Raw genomic sequence first — 16,017 nt, forward strand, 5'->3', positions numbered from 1 at the left:
GCCATCCTCCAAGATGTGAGGAGGCGCTGTTCAAGCCGATGGCGCGGCTTGTACCGAGTGCGGTCAATGCGCAATCGCATAGCCGGCGCTCGTCAGTCTCGCTCGATTGCGGCGACCAGGAGATCGATCGCCTCAAATATGTCCATCGGTTGCCAAGTCACCGGATTGCGATAGCTCGGATAAAGCGCGAGCGCTGCGGCGGTCAGCGCATCGATCGATGGTCTGGCCGCCGCCCGGCGCGCCAGTGCCGCTTGCGCGACCGGCGCAGCGCGGTCATCCGTCAGTCCCCATCCGGCATAGAAGGGCACGGCATAGGAGCGGACAGGCATCCTCCGCAGCAGGGCATCGAACCCGACCTGGCTGGAGACCGTCCAGACCTCGTCGACGACATCGAGGATAGAGGCGACCGAGACTTTGTCGGCGAGCAGGATCACACCGCATGTCCGGGCCGCGCGCTCGGTCATGTAGCCTTTCCGATAGCCGGCCATCACGTCGGGATGCGTGCGAACGATGCACTGCGCGCCGCTCGCGAGAGCGTCGTCGAGCATCCGGTCGAAGGAGCGACGGCTGCCAAGCGCCCGTTCGACCGAGACGTCGCCCACGACCTGGTCGACGAGGAGGACGCGCCGGCTTCTGCCACGCTCGATCCGTGGCTGGCGATGCGGCAGGTTGTTGTATTTCGAAAGCCTATGGCGGACCATACGCTCGCGGATCTGCTTTCCGGCGGCGTCGTGCCCGCCGCCCGCCGCCTCGGCGATCAACAGTTCAAGGCGCGATGCCCGTCCGCCGTCGACCGGCAGCGCCAGGTCGTCGGCAATGATCGAGACCGGAGCGGCACCGTCTTTGCCCAGGCCGACCGAACGCAGGAAGCCATCCTCCAGGTGCCAATGCGGCAGCCGTCGGGCGCCGGCGATCGCCATCGCCGTCTTTGCAGGAATGCGCCCGCCCCAGGAAACGATGCCCTCGATCCCCGGCAACAGGGTCGAGACAAGTGGTTTATCTCCAAAATAGCGGCCGAGCCAAGGGAAGGCCCGGCGCACGAAGAACGTCGCCCCGAGCCGCATGCTCTGCTTCGGCCACCAGGCCTTGCCGATGATCTCGGGAAAATCATCCATCAGTTGCCTCACCCATACCCGCCTCTCATCGACCCTCCGGCCGACGCCGCATCAGAAATCAGGTTAGGCATGGAAATGCAATCGCCTTCAGCGCCGCGCGTCTTTTCAGACGCGCAATGGTCGCTTTCCGGAAATCGGATCCGGTTTCGGGCTCAGCCAGCATTCTTGCCCATGATATCAGCCACCGTCGAGCTCGATAAGGAAGTAGGTCGTCGGCCCATAGGGCGTGTCGTTGGAAAGGCGGAAGGTGACGGCATCGGTACCCGCATGCACCGGCGGATAGACGGTTCCGTCGAGACCAACGGGCGAGACGCGCCACTTTGGCGCCGTCCTCGACAGGGCCAAGTCGACGCGGCCCTTGCGGATCAGGACCGGCAGCCTGCCGAAGTCTTCGATGATGCGCTCCTCGCTATCGCGAAAGACCATGTCGGTGTTCTGGGCATCCGTCGCGAAGATCAAAAGCAGCCGACGACTCTCGTTAAGCGTGTTGTCGCCGTCGATCACCGAAAGCGCGACAAGACCATTGCCGTCCGCCTGTTCGATACGGAGCGTGCCGAGATCGATCGGCTCGCGCAGCGAGGAAAACGCCGCCGCTTCGGTCGCTGGCGTCGAGATCCGGAGTTGTCCGGTCGGGCGATCGAGCAGTATCTCTCCGGTATCGCTCTCGTAGCGCCCGTGTGCGATATCGGTGCGATTGCCAGGGGGCAGGCGCCCGCTGCTGCGCAAGTGCTCCATAACGCCCCCGGCATCGTCAGGGCGCGGCTGGCCGACACCGATTTCTTCGTCCAAGTCGTCCTCCCAGAGCAATCCGATCCTGCCGATCAGCGCCAAATCCGTCAGCCGCTCGGGCTCCCGTGCCTGCATGTCCTCTGAAAGATCCTGCTCGCCGCGCACCGCATAGGGAATCGTAATGCCCGACTCGGCGATGTCACCCCGGCGATAAAGGAGCGCGGCCAGCGTCTCGCCGGCACGGGCGACCGGATCGAGAGCGATCGCATAGGGAAGCATTGCACGCTTGTGCGGATAGGGTTCGCCGTAGGCGAGCGCGATCGGTCCGTGGCCGTGACGGCAGAGCGCATCCCAGCCCTGAAGAGCGGCATAGGCCGGCATGACAAGGCCGGCCTCATAACGGTAGCGGTTCCAGAAGAGGTGGTCGTATTCAGTGACGACAAACGGCTTCCCAAGCCAGCGCGCGGCGGCCGCCATCCGCATGTAATTGGCTCCGTCGTCGATGGAACTCGCCTGCAACAGGGCGCTGCCCGGCGCATAGCCGCCAACCCAATCGTGATAGGTGTTCATTGTGGCCGCATCGAGATCACGCCGGGTCAATTCCGTCTGTACCGTCGGCCAATTGTTGTAGCTGCTGATCAGGCCCTGATAGCCGAGGTCGCGCAATACCTTGCTCATTCGCGCGACGGAAGCCTGTTCCATTTCAATGAAGAACGCCTGCAGGTCGCGCATGCGTGCGCCATCCCTATAGCGGTCGGCCGGGAGTTCCACCGTTCCCGCTTCGAGCTGTTCGCCGTCGCTGAGGTCTCCCCAGGCTTGTGCCAGGGCGCCGGTCGACCGGTAGCGCCTTGCGAGCCAACGGTTGAAGGGAGCGGCGAGCGCCGCGTCGTAATGCGGTTTGCCGAAACGCTCGTGCACGACGCTGTCGAACTCGATGCCGTTTTCATTAACGAGAATTACGAGTGCCAGCGCTTCGTCGCGAATGGGCGCAGTCCCGGTATAGGGATTGACCACCGCAAGAAATCTCTCCTGCAGCGTCTTCCAGTGCTGGAACGCCTCATCGTCGAGATGCAGGCGGAGCTTGAGATCGCCATTCGCCTCCCAGCGGTCGTCGTGGCCACCATAGGCGCCGCGCGACGATGAAAGACCGTCGATGATCCAGTAGATGCCGTTGCGCTTCAGTGCCGCGAGCAGATAATGGATGCGGTCCAGCGTCCCCGGATCGAAATCGAAATCCTTCCGGCGATCGTGCATCAGGCTTGCATCGGTGAAGTGAAGCCGCGCCACATTATAGCCATGGAGCGCAAGCTGGCGCGCGTATCGGTCGGCGCCGTCATGATCCGGAAAGCCGCCGGACGCCGGGCTCCAGGCAAGCGATGCGCAGAACATCCGAACCGGCTCTTTCGGCGCGGCCGCATAGGCCAGCCGTCCTCCGGCTCCGGCGACGAGGCGATGCCCGGCATCGATCGGCCCGTTCGGCAGGAAGGGCGAAAAGTCGAGCGGGCTTCCGGCCTTCATTTCAAGCGAGATTTCGCGAACGGGTACCCAATCGTCCGAGGCGCTTGCCAGGGGCGCCCAACAGCCGCAGGCGATCGTCGTCGCGGCGACAAGGCTGGCGATCTTCATGCCCGCTTTCCGAGTATTCTGCTCTCGATCGGAGCGTCCGGCGGCTGACGGCTCCGAAGCAAGCCAACCGGCAGAGCGGCGGCATGGAAGAACCAGGCGACGACTGTATAAAGCCCCATGCCGAGGCTGCGCTTCTTGACGCCGGCAAGGGCAACGACACCAAGTAGCATGGCGGCGACGGCAGTAAACGCCATGATCTTATCGGGCAGGAATAGGAGAAGCCAAAGACAGAAGAGCCACCAGAGGTGGACGAGCGCCCAAAGCCTGAGCTCGGGCAGTTCCCTCAAAAGCTCAGGGAAATAGGGCTTCCCGAGCGAGGCGCGCAGGAGCTCGCCGATCCCGAAGAGATATTTGCTCTTCCAGCGGCGAATCAGCAACCGATAGGAATTCACGCTGTGGCCGAAGTGCTGGACGAAACGGCGGTCGAGGCGATGGAGCCCCCAACCGGCGTTACGCAGCCGGATGCCGAGATCGAATTCCTCGTAACCATGCAGGTTCCGATCCGAGAGATAGCCCACCTCCTCGATCGCGCAACGCCGATAGAGGCCCCCGCCGTTCATGCGATCTATCCCTCCCGTGCGGTTTTCGGGTGCGTTGCGGTTGACACGTCGCGCGAATTCGAGATTGGCGACGTGCATCTCCTCGACATGCCCCGTCACGCCCGCAATCGCGGGATTGTCGGCAAGGAAGCGGACGGCGTCGTCGAGAAAGCCGTCATCGAGTAGCATGTCTCCGTCGATGAGGCAGACATGTTCGCCACGGGAATATTGAAAGCCCAGTTGCGGACCGATCCCGCAGCTCGGCCGCGCAGGCGCAGCAATCTGCGCGATGATAACGGGATAGCGCGCGGCGATCTCGATCGTGCGATCGGCCGAGCCGCTGTCGGCGACGATGATCTCGCCGCCCTTGCCCTCAAGCGCCACGAGCGCGCTTTCGATCGTCGCGGCAATGCGCTTTTCCTCATTCAAGGTCTTGATAATAACCGATATAGTCAAGATGCCCCCTCGGCTCACGATCCGTCAGGATTTGCTTTCCGCACCGCTCCAGACTCGGCCAGCCGGAATCGCTGCGCATAGCGGACAGAGAGCCACGCCACGCATACGCCGCATGCCGTGCCCGCCATCTTGACTGCAAGGTCGCCGAACCGCGCGTGCCGGTCGGGCAAAACCATCTGCAGCAGCTCAAGACCGGCCGCGCCGGCCAGAAGCACTGTCAGAACGAGCCCCCTCCGCCTCGGATAGGCCATGGCAAAACTGAGCCCGAGCGCCCCGTAGGCGCCGAACCTTTCGAATTGCACCCAGTTGCCGATATGCGGCCGCATGCCGACCGGCGACAGCGTGGAATAGACGACCACAGCAAGCAGGAGCCATGCGACCAGGGAGACAGCGCGCCTGAAATTCATCATTCGACTGCCTACCCTATCGATTCAGCGCCCCATAGACAGCAAGCGTCTTCCGCGCGACGCTCGTCCAGCTATGGGTCGCTTCGACATGCGCCATGCGAGCGAGTACCTCTTCTTCGCCCGGCAGATTCTCGAGTTTGCCGGCAATGGCCGCGGAGAGTGCCTCTGTATCGCCGAGGGGAAAATAGTCTTCGGCCGCCAGGCCAAGCTCGCGATTGGCAACGATGTCGCTTGCCAGCACGGGCAAACCATAGCCCATAGCCTCCAGTAGCGCTATCGGCATGCCCTCGTGACTGGAAGGCAGGACGAAGAGCGCCGCATTGGCGAAGAGGTCCGTTAGCCGGTCACCGGTCTGGAAGCCCGTAAGGACGACGCCCGGTACATCGCTCGCGACCGCCCTCACCTCTCGGGCATAGGGCGTCTCGAATTCGGCGCCACCCGCGAGCACGAGCTTGAAGCCGGCATCGCCGAGCTTTGCGAAAGCCCTGATCAGGTCGATCTGTCGCTTTTCGGGCACCAGTCGCGCAGCAAGCAACACATAACGGCGTCGCGCCAGTCCGAACTCCTCGAGAATGCCGCTCTCGCCGCACAGTGACGGGACGGCGACGCCATTTGGCACGAAGGAGACGGGCACGCGGTAGCGCGCACCCATCGCTTCCACGATTTCTCTCGAAATCGCGATGCGCCCATGCGCAAGCCTCATGCCCAGGCGCTCACCGAGCTTCAGCATGCTCTTGGCAAAGCCGCCCCATTTCTGCCGGTCGTAGTCATAGCCGTGATGGGTGACGACAACTTTCAAGCCGAACAGCCGCGCGAGCGGCACCATCAGAGCCGGGCCGATGGCGTGGATGTGCAGGATGTCGGGACGCCGAACGGCGGCGAAACACACGCCGAGGAAGGTGTGCACGATTGCTTCAAGCGCCATCCTCCGCGGCGCCCAGATCGGAAAGACGCGGACCCCGTCCCGGGACGAAAGTGGGGACTGCGCCAGATAGCGCCGCCGTCCCACGACCTCGATTTCCCAGCCTTGCGCCGCCAGCTTGGCCGCAAGCATTTCGACATGCTTTTCGACGCCGCCCTGCACATTCGGAATTCCGCGCAGCCCCAGCATCATCACCCGCTGCCGTGCGCCTGTTCTGGCGGCGGATTGCAGGCGCGGCGAAAACCCGTCGAACTCTTGGTCCGAGAACCCCTGGCCGCTCAAACTCACCGCAAGCGGCGCCTGTTGCGGATTTTCAACGCGCTGCACTGCAGACCTACTGCTCATGATGGTAACGTCCCGGGAGGTTCCCTGATGAACATTCCCTCTAAAGGCTGAGCACTTTCGGTCGGCGTAAGAACATCACTAAATTTTTACGCAGATGGCCGAAAATCGGACGTACTGCTCGACCGTCAGGCGACGCCCAGCGTCGCGTAGAGCTCCAAGGTCCTCGACCGATAGGCGGCTGCGGAAAAGTCGCGGTCGATCCAGGCCCGGCCTTCGGCACCCATGCGCGCGCGCTCCTCCGGCGAAAGTGCTGCCATCCGGCGCAGCGCACCTGCGAGGTCTTCGACGTCTCCCGAGAGCGCCAGGAGCCCCGTTCCCTCCCGCACCATTTCGGGAATGCCACCAATCGCCGCGCCGATGACAGGTCGGCCGAGCGCGTAGGTCTCGAGCACGCTGATCGGTGCGTTCTCGTACCATTCCGACGGCAGCACGAGTGCGCGGGATTCACCGATCAGCCGATGCAATTTCTCGCCGGAGAGATAGCCTGCGAAGGTCACGTCAGCACCGAGTTCGCCGGCCAGTTGCCGAAGGCTTTCCTCTTCGGGCCCGGTCCCGGCAATGACGAGCCGTTCTCCCGCAAGCGCGATTGCCCGGATCAAGGTTTCGATCCCCTTTTCCGGAGCGAGCCGCCCGGCAAAAACGAAATAGTTGCTCTCCTGCCAGTCACAGCGCAAGCCGGAAACATCGACGAAATTGGGAATATGGACCATCTTCTCGCGCGGCCAACCCCATTCGACGAGCTTTTCCAGATAGAAACTGCTCGGCACTACCAGCCGGTCCACCTTGTCTCGATAGAGCCCGAGCATCCGGTGCAGCATGCTCTCCGCGAATACGACCGCGCTCAACGGCAGCGAATCCTTGACGCAACGGTGACGGAGCACATTGTAGATCCTGCCCCCGCGACAGTCTTCGCAAACCTTGCCGGCGCGCAGCATCTTATAAGAAGGGCAGGCGAGCTTCAGGTCATGCACCGTCATCACGACCGGAATGCCCGCGACCTTCAGCGTGGAGAAGATCGCCGGCGAAAGATGGTGGTAGACGTTATGGGCATGGGCGACAGACGGCCGGGTGCGGTCTACCAATCGGCCGATCTTTCGCTGGGCCTCGACTGAATAGATGACACTCGCTGCCTGAGCCAACTTGCGCAAGGGGCCGGTCCTGCGGCCATACTCGATCTCGGAAACGAAATAGTCCGACCAGGGCGAGGCTTCGTTCTGCTCGTGCTGCATGGCGAAGGGAACGACATCCCATCCAAGCTCGCCGAACATGTGCATATGATCGAAGAACACCGCCTCGGCCCCGCCGCGCCGGTAGTAATAGTTGTTGATCGCCAGCAGGCGTTTTCCGGCAGCGTCTGGCGTGGGCACGGTACTGCTCCCTACCAGTTGAGCGCGTCAAGCGCCCGATCGACGGGGAGCACGCGGCATCCCTTGCCGACCGCGTAGCGGACGAGGTGCTCGAAGGTTTCCGGCCTGCAGCCGTAGGGCGTCGGCCGCGGTGCGATGTCGTGGGTGTAGAAGACGAGCCAGCCGGGCCGATCGGCGATATCGTCGATCCACCGTGTCAAGTCTCTTGCATGCTGTTCCGGCTGCCGGATTTCCACGGCCTTGATCATCAACGGGTCGACAACGCCGCGATTGATCGCCTCGCCGGCGCCGCGACAGGTCCGGTAGCGCCTGCGCATCACGGCCCGGGCCGGCGGCCAGGCAGCATTATAGGGGAAAGCGAAGTTGCGCGCCGGCTCCGGGACACCGACGCTCTTCAGATAGTGCGCATTCCGATCGAGATCGTCGTCGAGGCGGCGAATGTCGCGTATCCGGCGATGTGCATAGGTGTGGCAACCGATTTCATGGCCCCGCGCAAGAATCTCGCCGCATCCTTCCCGTGTGATCAGCGTCCGGTCCGGCTCGATCTTTCCAGCCAGTCCGCCCGCGATATAGAAGGTGCCGCGAACGCCGTGCCGCTCGAGAATGGACGCGCCCTCGTTCAGCGCGCTATCCGGCACGTCGTCGAAGGTGAAGGAGACAAGAGGCACATCCGTCTCGAGCTCGCGCCGTCCACGGGCGAGGTTCCAGATCAGCCGGTTTGCCATGCGGTCCACGAGCGAACCGATCCATCCCTGCCATTCAAGCATGAGCAACTCGACTCCTATTCACGGCAGCAGGCGCAACGTTCAGCGCGGCGCTCGACTGCAGTTGCAAACCATAAAGTGCAAACATGAAGGTGAACCAGATCAGACTGCCGCCCTCGAAGAAGAGGCTCTCGAGGCCGGCGTGGAAGATCGTATAGAGCCAGATACGAATGAAGAGTCGCGTCAGATGCGAATGCGCACGATCAGGGGCGATACGCGAGATATTGCGCAGCGGCAGCACGACGAGCCAAGTCAGCGTCAGGACGAGCCCTGGGAAACCGGTGGTCAGCGCGATATCCAGATAGGAATTATGGCCGTTGGCGGCGGCCACGGCCCAGGTCTCGATCGTGCCGCCGCTATAGACCAGTTCCTCCGTCTGCCAGAATCCCTTGAAGCCATGGCCGGTTAAAGGGCGTTCGGCGAGCGCCGAAAAGGCGAAACGCCAGATGTCGGCACGGTTTGTGAAGGTCGCATCGATGCCGAGCCCGGCGATGAATTCGCCGAGCGGCCTGAAGACAGCCGAGCCGACGGCGAAGAGATTGAACAGCCCGACACCACCGATAACGATCGGGACACGCAGAAAGCGCAGTCTTTCGAAGAGCCAGGCGAGCAAGAGGATCGCCGGCAGCATTGCTGTCGACGTCTTGCCGCCGGTATTGATCAAGAAAAGAAAGGAAAGCCCCACGATCGCAAGCCCCGCGACGCGCGACCAGCTGTTCATGACGAAAAGCCCGAAGAAGGCGGCGAGCACCATGGCCGCGGCCGCGCTGTTCTTGTGCGGGAAATGGCCGCGCCAAAGCCCCGCATTCATCGGCTCGCGCAGTTCCGATGCCTGATGGATGGCCAGCGTCGGCTTGAGCAGAACGCCATAATAAGCAAAGCCGAGCATGATCAGTGTGCCGATGCCGAGCATCTTGGCGAAGTGGCGCTCGGAGGCCGGCAGCAGCAGATAGATGCTGGCATTGAGCGTCATCATCGTCGAAAGAATAATGCCCTTGATCCCCAGCATCGGGTGGACGGAGATCACGGAGACGAAGAAGAACCAGGCATAAAGCAGTGCCAGCAGCACCCGAGGCTGCAGGATGATGCCGCGCATCGGGTGGAGCAGTCCGTAGCCCAACATCCCGGCGGTCACGAACAGCGCGAGAATCTGGTTCAGCCGGTTGGAGTTTCCAGCTGAGGGATCGAGCACGGCCTCGCCCGTGAGGTCGACATAAGGATCGATCGAGACCCACAGGAACAGGAAGAGGGCCATGAAAAGGAAGGCGGCAACGCGCAGCCTCACGGCCTGCGCACTGATCTCCTCGAAGCCGGTGTCGCTCATGGCGCCCGCAGCCCTAGCCGGTCGCGCGCTGTTGGGCGCGAAGATATCGCCACAGGCCGAGGCCAAGAGCCAGGGTAACGCCGATCCCAAGGCCCGCCACGGCGCCGCCGATCAGCAGGATGACCGTGCGCGGTGGCCAGCTTCGCGACTCCGGCGGCAGCGCACGCGAGATGACGCGGATGTTTGTGGTATCGATCTGCTGGCGTTCGGTGATCTGTTGCGCGCGGGCGAGATGCGTTTCATACACCGCCGCCTTGGTGCGCGCGTCGCGTTCGAGATCGCGAAGATGAACCTGCGCGTCATTGTCGGTAAAGACGTTCGACCTCTCGTCGTTCGCTTTCACCCGCAAGGCATCGAGAGACGAGCGTTCCCGATCGAAATCGGCCTTCGCGCGTTCCGCTATGCGCCGCGCCTCCTGATTGATCGCCGCCTCGAGCGTCGTGCGCTCCGAGCGCGCCGCGGCGAGACGCGGGTGCCTCTCGCCATAGGTAAGCTGCATTGCGCCGATCTGCTGCTGCACGGTGTTGAACTGCTGGCGGAGATTGGTCATGTCGGCCGACTCGAAGACCGAGGCGCTGGCGGTCTGCCCTTGCGCGATCGCCGCGCTCATCTGCTTGTAACGGGTTTCCGCCTGGATGAAGCGCTGCTGCGCTTCGAGGACCTGGGTGTTGAGTTCGCCTGACAGCTGATTGCTGACAAGTTCGCCATTGGCCGACAGCAGTCTATTGGCCCGCCGGAAATCCTCGACCTTCTTTTCCGCCTCGGTCACGCTCCGGCGCAGTTGATCGAGCCGCGCATTGAGGTTTTCCGCCACGCGGCCGGCACTCTCGGCGGCCGATTGGAAGAGTTCCGCCTCAAAGGCATCGACCATCGCATCTGCGAGCGTCACAGCATTGTCCGGTGCCTCGCTCCAGACTTTCAGGACGACTACGAAGGAGCGTTCCTCGCGGCGCGCCTCGACCCGCTCGGAGAGTGCCCGCATGGCGGCCAGTTCCTTGCCGGCCTTCGCATGCTGCGATGAAAAGAGAGCCATCAGTGCCGAAAGCGGCGTCGGCTTGACGTATTCCGGGTCTTCCGTCAACCGCAGCTTACTGATGACGCGTTCCAGGACGTTCCTCGACGTCAGCGTCCTGAGCTTGCTTTCGACCTCCAGCAATTGCGCATCGCGCTGCGGATTGCTCATGAAGACGTCGTCGCTGACGACATTGAGGTTCGCAGGATCGACAACAATGTCGGTATAGACCGTGTAGCGCGGAGTCGCCGTCATCGCATAGCCGAGGGCACCGGCGACACAGACGAAGAGTGCAAGAACGATCCAGCGAAAGCCGTCGCGCAGCCAGGCGACGATGTGATCGATCCCGATGCTGCCCAGCAGAGGAAGCCCGGGAAAATAATCGCTAACTCGTGACGGCACAGGGTCCGCTATGCCCTGAGACCGTGCAACGATCGGAGCAGGGATCGTGGATGGTTCGGGGCGATCCGGGAGGAGATCGAGCAGCGACCCGCCGCGCGAGCGCGGCCGCTCAAAGCGCGTCTCAAGGCGCAATCTTTGTCCCTCGGGCTCGCTCGGCCGGTACATCCCTCGTCTTTCCCCACGCGTGCTCGCAATAGAGCACACCCCCTGCAGCGCGCAGTAATGATTAAGATTTAGGCTCGCAGGGTGAACATTCGGTTAATCGCGCCGATGCTCGGTAACCTTTCATCGAAAGCCCCGCCGACGGCCGGCGATCAGAAATCGGTCAGCAGCCTGCTCCAGCTTTCCGACGCAAGCCCGCCGATATAGATGTCGTTGCCGAGGGCCGCTTCCTTGATTTCCGCATGACGGGTCACCATGCAGAAGTAGCCGCGATGCCGGAAAGAAAGCCAGCGCTGGCGCAAAATGGCGTTCATCAAGAATGGCTGGCCCATGCCGGCCGCAACCGCGTAACCGTCCTCGTCGAGGCTCGCGAACATCGCGGTGGTGACATCGAGTTCCCTTCCAGTCTCGCATAGAACATTGAGCACATGGGCAACCCGCTTCGCCTTTCCGAAAAAGAGGAAAGCGCCAATCGCCCTGCCGTCGTCGGAGCGGACGATCCTGCTTTGCAGCGTCCCGAGACTTCGATTTCGCGAGGCGACGCTGGCCAGCCAGTCGAATTCGCACTTGGACCAGCTTGGACGAACCGAAAACCGCTCCAGCATTGGCACGGCGCACTCGAAGAATGCGTCGAGACTCGCGGCCTCAGTGCGGCATCCCAAGGCGAATTCGGCTTTGAGCGAAGACCGCCACCGGCGGAGCGCTCGGTCGACCCATCCGAAGGCGCCGATCACCGGGCCCGAAGCAAGGAGGGGCATCTGGCGTCCAGCGAGCAACGCCGCCGCGGCAAGCGGCCGGAAGGCGCGCCGCCACTCCAGACTCTGGATCGGCAGAATGATGCCGCCGCCTGCCGTGCAGTGATCGGCGCTCACCGGTGAGGAGCTGTCGGAGAAGCACATTTCCTGCCGCGCCGCCCGGACTGTGCGGGCAAGCCGCGCCGCACCGGCGGCGCCAGCCCTGCCGTCGACCATGAAGGCGCAGAGAAGGCGGGCCACCATGCGCCGGCCATGCACGGTGAACTCCATCGGCACCGAGAGGAGGGCACTGTCTATACGGCCATCGCTACTATCATGCACGACGCTGCCATGTTCCGGTGCATAATGCGGGCTGCCGAAAAACACGGCTTCCAGATACCGGATCAGATCGTCCCCGGCGTCGCGATCCTGCTGGCGGAAGACCTTGTTGAACAATCTTGCAACGGCCGGCAGGTCTGCCCGTTCCATGGCCCGGATCGAAGTCTTGCTGTCGCCATAGCCATCGGCGGCCGGGAAAGACCGCGCCTGCGGCAACTCGACCATCATGCGCCAGCCTCGCCGGGAGCAAGCACCCGCCGGGCGGCGCTCTCGCGGTCGCGCCGCACGAAGTGCAGGAACACGCCCCAGGCGGCAGCCACCATGGCAGCCTCGATTACGTAGAACGAGATGAGCGTTCCGGTGGGGGGTGCGTACCAGCTGGCCCAGGCGGCAAGGCCGGCGCCGGCAATGCTGCCTAGACCCATCACCGTCGCACGCGGAGCGTGGTAGCCGGAGGCGCCCAGTGCTTCCACGGCCACGGACCAGATCGCGAGCGGCACGACCACCCAGCAGAGAATTCGAACGAAGCCGACGAGCGAGACGTATTCCGTGCCGAAGAGATAAGGCAGTACCGGCGCCAGCAGGAAGACTGTGACCGCTGCCGCAACGCCGATGACCGTCGCTGCGGCGAGTACACGCAGCACGCGCTCAAGCGCGTGGTGCAGCCCTGCGGCCGACAGCCTGGCAGAGCCGGGATAGATGAGCCGGTTGAGCGCCTCCACTGACAGATAGCTGCTTTCCAGCATTCGACGGGCGACGCTGTAGCTCGAAACGAGCTCAGCGCTGGCGACGAGGCTCAGGACGAGAAGATCCGCATTCTGGCGAAGCGCACGCAGAATGAAGGGAATGGCAAAGTAGAGGCCCTGTGGCAGCTCCTCCCTCACGATGGCATAGCGTGGGCTTCCGAGGCGCTTGAGGACCTGCAGGCACAGCAGCGCGACAAGAACGTGGCTGAGGAACTGCCAGACGGCCCAGGCGGCGACTGTCGAAACGCCGAAGACGATGCAGGCGAGAGCGGCCGCCACCGTACGCGCCACGGCAAAGCCGACGACAACTGTATTGGCCGAGGTGAAGTCGGAATGGGCGAGAAAGATCTGTTCGGCGAGCACGATCACCCGGACCAGCACGATATTGGTGACGAGCATCAGCATCACCATGGCAATGTTCGTGACCGGATCCGGCGACAGGCTGAAGAAGAAGGGCAGAATGAGCGTGCCCATGAGTATCAACACCGTACCGCTGGCGACCGTCAGAATGATGTTGTGACCGAGCATCACGGGATAGATCGTCCGGTCGCGGGCGACCCGGCGCACGAGGCATTCCATCGCACCGAGCCCGCAGAGGTGCACGGCGATATTGGCGACGGCCGTTACGGCGACGAAGACGCTGAACTCGTCGACGCCGAGCCAACGCGCGAGAATGGCAAAGGTAAGGAGCTGGGCCGCAGAACTGATGACGAGGCTGCCGCTGGATGCAGCATAGGAGAGAAGCATCGGCAGAAGGGCCCTGTAGCCTTTCGGTTCCGTCGCGCGTTCCGAAGCCATCCAATCAGCCTTGCACTCGTAACGATACTCAGCGTGGGAGTGGCTTCTCGCCACCCGCTTTCGCCGGTTGCCGCGCAACTTAGCGCTGAGAGGTGATTGTGCGGTTAACAGGAGCAGCTCATTTGCATTTCAGCTTCCGTTTACCTCACTGCGCTAGGGTCCGCGAAGCCATCCGACGATCGAAGGAGCATTCGTGCTGCAGGACGACAATGAGACCCGCCCGGCCGACGGCCGACCGCCCCTTGTCCGATTTATGGAGATCGAACTCGAGCTTGCGCCAGACGTGCTCGTGCCGCGGGAAGAGACGGAACTGCTTGGACGCAGCGCTGTCGCCGTCCTGCGAGACCGTGCGGGGCCGGCATCGATCGTCGACATGTGCTGCGGATCCGGCAATCTCGCCTTGGCAATCGCTGCGGACGTTCCCTCGGCGCGGGTTTGGGGGGCGGACCTGACCGACAGCACGGTCGCCCTCGCCCGGCGCAATGCCGAGCGCCTCTCGCTCCAGGATCGCGTCTTTATTCGGCAGGGAGATCTTTTCGCCGCCCTCTCTGGGGAAGATCTCGAAGGCGCGGTCGACATGATCGTCTGCAACCCACCCTATATCTCAACCGCCCGCCTGGAGGGCGACAGCGCCCACCTCCTCGACGCGGAGCCGCGCGAAGCCTTCGACGGCGGCCCATATGGCATCTCCATCCACCAGAGGCTGATCCGCGAGGCGGGCGCCTTTCTGAAACCCGGTGGCTGGCTGCTCTTCGAATTCGGAGAAGGTCAGGATCGGCAGGCTGCCGCCCTCCTCGCCCGCACGAAAGCCTACGAGGCGGTGCGCTTTGCCGAGGACGCGGCGGGCAAGCCCCGCGTCGCCATCACGTGCAAGCTCGCCGGACTCGAGGGCAATCGATGAGCGACATCCGTCCGCTGAGGTCGGAAGACATCACCGCCGTCGCCGGCCTTTTCCAGAAAATCTTCCGCAAAAGCGACGAGGCGCCACCTCAGGCGCTCACCGCCTATCTGCGCCACCTCTACCTGGAGGCCCCCGGCTCAGATCCGGAAATTGCGCCGCTCGTGCATGTCAACGATGCAGGCCGGGTGTCCGGCTTCGTCGGGGTCAATGTGCTACCCATGCGTCACAATGGCCGAAGCCTGCGCGCCGCGATCTGCGGGTCTCTGATGGTCGAGAATCGCGACAGCGACCCGATGGCCGGCGCCCGGCTCCTGAAAGCCTTTCTTGCCGGCCCGCAGGACCTTTCCTTCAGCGAGACCGCCAGCGAGATTTCGACGCAAATGTGGACGCGGCTGCGTGGCATGGTGCTGCCGCAATACAGCCTAGATTGGGTGCGTGTCATTCGCCCGGCCACCTTCACACTGGAACTCGTTACTCGCCGGCTGCGCCTAGCCCGCAGCCTGGCTCCGCTCGCTCGCGCATTCGACGGGCGATATCGCGGCAAGATGACCCGGGGCGACCTGCGCTGGTCTGCCGTGCCGGCGGAGGCGAGTACGAAGGGCACCCTGCAGGTCGCAGATATAGATCGGGAAAGCTTTGCCGAACTCTTCCCGCTGCTGACCCGACAGTTCGCCGTGCAGCCGGCCTGGACCGGAGCTCAATTCGCCCACATTCTAGCAGATGCGACCGAGAAGCCGGACTATGGCGACGCCCATCTTGCCGTCGTCAAGGCGCGCACCGCGCCCGTCGGTGCCTTCTTCTATCACATGCGCACCGGGGGAATTGCCCGAGTTCTCCAGGTTCTCGCGCTACCGGGACAAGCCGGCTTGGTGCTCGACTGTCTGATCGACCATGCCGCCGCTCGCGGCGCCGCGGCCGTGAACGGGAGGACCCAGCCCGCGCTTCTCGAGGCGATGATGGGACGTCGGATCGGTTTCGTCCACGCGGCCTCGACGGTCATTCACGCGCGTGACGAAAAACTCCTCGAGGCATTTCGACACTCGCAGGGCTTCATCAACGGGCTCGCCGGCGAACATTGGAGCCGGCTGATCGGCGGCCGGTTCGACAAGTGACAGGCGAAGGGGGCACTCGACCGGCATCGTCGGCGTATTCGCCTCCGCTGCCCACCGCCTGGCGCGATAGTGATATCTTCCGCGGGCCCCTTGATACTCACTGGCCAGGTTTTCTTGGCGCCGGGGCGTTCGCGCCGTCGAAATCGAACACACTTGATCAGCTGTCCTCAGAGGCACCAGAGATAACGCGTTAATATCCACGATCCCATCGCGCCAT

Annotated in this window: 13 protein-coding genes; 2 read left to right on the forward strand and 11 right to left on the reverse strand. The window is 63.3% G+C overall.

Annotation, left to right across the window (positions count from 1 at the left end; genetic code table 11):
- Nucleotides 1-92 precede the first annotated feature (92 nt).
- The 11 genes from EKH55_RS17600 to EKH55_RS17650 all read right to left on the reverse strand — a co-directional run bounded on the left by EKH55_RS17600 (nucleotide 93) and on the right by EKH55_RS17650 (nucleotide 13,787).
- The gene (locus EKH55_RS17600) at nucleotides 93-1,115 is read right to left on the reverse strand and encodes a capsular polysaccharide export protein, LipB/KpsS family (RefSeq protein ID WP_151612024.1); all 1,023 of its coding nucleotides are present in this window, start codon (nucleotides 1,113-1,115) and stop codon (nucleotides 93-95) included.
- A gap of 177 nt (nucleotides 1,116-1,292) precedes the next feature.
- The gene (locus tag EKH55_RS17605; RefSeq protein WP_151612026.1) at nucleotides 1,293-3,470 is read right to left on the reverse strand and encodes a glycoside hydrolase; all 2,178 of its coding nucleotides are present in this window, start codon (nucleotides 3,468-3,470) and stop codon (nucleotides 1,293-1,295) included.
- Nucleotides 3,467-4,465 (reverse strand): glycosyltransferase family 2 protein, encoded by a 999-nt coding sequence (locus tag EKH55_RS17610; RefSeq protein WP_151612028.1) that lies wholly within the window; start codon nucleotides 4,463-4,465, stop codon nucleotides 3,467-3,469. The genes EKH55_RS17605 and EKH55_RS17610 overlap by 4 nt, the downstream gene beginning before the upstream one ends.
- A 14-nt stretch (nucleotides 4,466-4,479) precedes the next feature.
- Nucleotides 4,480-4,872 carry a VanZ family protein gene (locus tag EKH55_RS17615; RefSeq protein ID WP_151613860.1) on the reverse strand — a complete coding sequence of 131 codons (393 nt, stop codon included), beginning with the start codon at nucleotides 4,870-4,872 and terminating at the stop codon, nucleotides 4,480-4,482.
- Between the two features lie 16 nt (nucleotides 4,873-4,888).
- Nucleotides 4,889-5,986 (reverse strand): glycosyltransferase family 4 protein, encoded by a 1,098-nt coding sequence (locus tag EKH55_RS17620; RefSeq protein WP_245314795.1) that lies wholly within the window; start codon nucleotides 5,984-5,986, stop codon nucleotides 4,889-4,891.
- 278 nt (nucleotides 5,987-6,264) lie between these two features.
- Complete coding sequence (locus tag EKH55_RS17625; RefSeq protein ID WP_151612029.1) at nucleotides 6,265-7,506, reverse strand: glycosyltransferase family 4 protein; 1,242 nt, start codon at nucleotides 7,504-7,506, stop codon at nucleotides 6,265-6,267.
- Between the two features lie 11 nt (nucleotides 7,507-7,517).
- Nucleotides 7,518-8,273, reverse strand: coding sequence for a polysaccharide deacetylase family protein (locus EKH55_RS17630; RefSeq protein ID WP_151612031.1), 756 nt, complete (start codon nucleotides 8,271-8,273; stop codon nucleotides 7,518-7,520).
- On the reverse strand, nucleotides 8,266-9,594 hold the full coding sequence (locus tag EKH55_RS17635) for an O-antigen ligase family protein (RefSeq protein WP_151612033.1): 1,329 nt from the start codon (nucleotides 9,592-9,594) through the stop codon (nucleotides 8,266-8,268). The genes EKH55_RS17630 and EKH55_RS17635 overlap by 8 nt, the downstream gene beginning before the upstream one ends.
- A gap of 13 nt (nucleotides 9,595-9,607) precedes the next feature.
- Nucleotides 9,608-11,173: a GumC family protein gene (locus EKH55_RS17640; RefSeq protein ID WP_151612035.1), complete on the reverse strand. Its 1,566-nt coding sequence runs from the start codon at nucleotides 11,171-11,173 to the stop codon at nucleotides 9,608-9,610.
- A gap of 149 nt (nucleotides 11,174-11,322) precedes the next feature.
- Nucleotides 11,323-12,471, reverse strand: a complete 1,149-nt coding sequence (locus EKH55_RS17645) for a GNAT family protein (RefSeq protein WP_069461131.1) — start codon at nucleotides 12,469-12,471, stop codon at nucleotides 11,323-11,325.
- Nucleotides 12,468-13,787 carry a lipopolysaccharide biosynthesis protein gene (locus EKH55_RS17650; protein ID WP_151612036.1) on the reverse strand — a complete coding sequence of 440 codons (1,320 nt, stop codon included), beginning with the start codon at nucleotides 13,785-13,787 and terminating at the stop codon, nucleotides 12,468-12,470. The genes EKH55_RS17645 and EKH55_RS17650 overlap by 4 nt, the downstream gene beginning before the upstream one ends.
- 193 nt (nucleotides 13,788-13,980) lie before the next feature.
- Here EKH55_RS17650 and EKH55_RS17655 point away from each other — a divergent pair, with 193 nt between their 5' ends.
- Nucleotides 13,981-14,688: a N5-glutamine methyltransferase family protein gene (locus EKH55_RS17655; protein WP_427915857.1), complete on the forward strand. Its 708-nt coding sequence runs from the start codon at nucleotides 13,981-13,983 to the stop codon at nucleotides 14,686-14,688.
- Nucleotides 14,685-15,800: a hypothetical protein gene (locus EKH55_RS17660; protein WP_151612038.1), complete on the forward strand. Its 1,116-nt coding sequence runs from the start codon at nucleotides 14,685-14,687 to the stop codon at nucleotides 15,798-15,800. The genes EKH55_RS17655 and EKH55_RS17660 overlap by 4 nt, the downstream gene beginning before the upstream one ends.
- The last annotated feature ends 217 nt before the right edge of the window (nucleotides 15,801-16,017 follow it).

It is taken from the genome of Sinorhizobium alkalisoli (assembly GCF_008932245.1).
GTDB lineage: Bacteria > Pseudomonadota > Alphaproteobacteria > Rhizobiales > Rhizobiaceae > Sinorhizobium > Sinorhizobium alkalisoli.

What these genes read in the sequence shown, in the direction of transcription:
- EKH55_RS17600 (WP_151612024.1), bottom strand. Translation starts at nt 1,115, where the DNA reads ATGGATGATTTTCCCGAGATCATCGGCAAGGCCTGGTGGCCGAAGCAG.
- EKH55_RS17605 (WP_151612026.1), bottom strand. Translation starts at nt 3,470, where the DNA reads ATGAAGATCGCCAGCCTTGTCGCCGCGACGACGATCGCCTGCGGCTGT.
- EKH55_RS17615 (WP_151613860.1), bottom strand. Translation starts at nt 4,872, where the DNA reads ATGAATTTCAGGCGCGCTGTCTCCCTGGTCGCATGGCTCCTGCTTGCT.
- EKH55_RS17620 (WP_245314795.1), bottom strand. Translation starts at nt 5,986, where the DNA reads ATGATGCTGGGGCTGCGCGGAATTCCGAATGTGCAGGGCGGCGTCGAA.
- EKH55_RS17630 (WP_151612031.1), bottom strand. Translation starts at nt 8,273, where the DNA reads ATGCTTGAATGGCAGGGATGGATCGGTTCGCTCGTGGACCGCATGGCA.
- EKH55_RS17635 (WP_151612033.1), bottom strand. Translation starts at nt 9,594, where the DNA reads ATGAGCGACACCGGCTTCGAGGAGATCAGTGCGCAGGCCGTGAGGCTG.
- EKH55_RS17640 (WP_151612035.1), bottom strand. Translation starts at nt 11,173, where the DNA reads ATGTACCGGCCGAGCGAGCCCGAGGGACAAAGATTGCGCCTTGAGACG.
- EKH55_RS17645 (WP_069461131.1), bottom strand. Translation starts at nt 12,471, where the DNA reads ATGATGGTCGAGTTGCCGCAGGCGCGGTCTTTCCCGGCCGCCGATGGC.
- EKH55_RS17650 (WP_151612036.1), bottom strand. Translation starts at nt 13,787, where the DNA reads ATGGCTTCGGAACGCGCGACGGAACCGAAAGGCTACAGGGCCCTTCTG.
- EKH55_RS17660 (WP_151612038.1), top strand. Translation starts at nt 14,685, where the DNA reads ATGAGCGACATCCGTCCGCTGAGGTCGGAAGACATCACCGCCGTCGCC.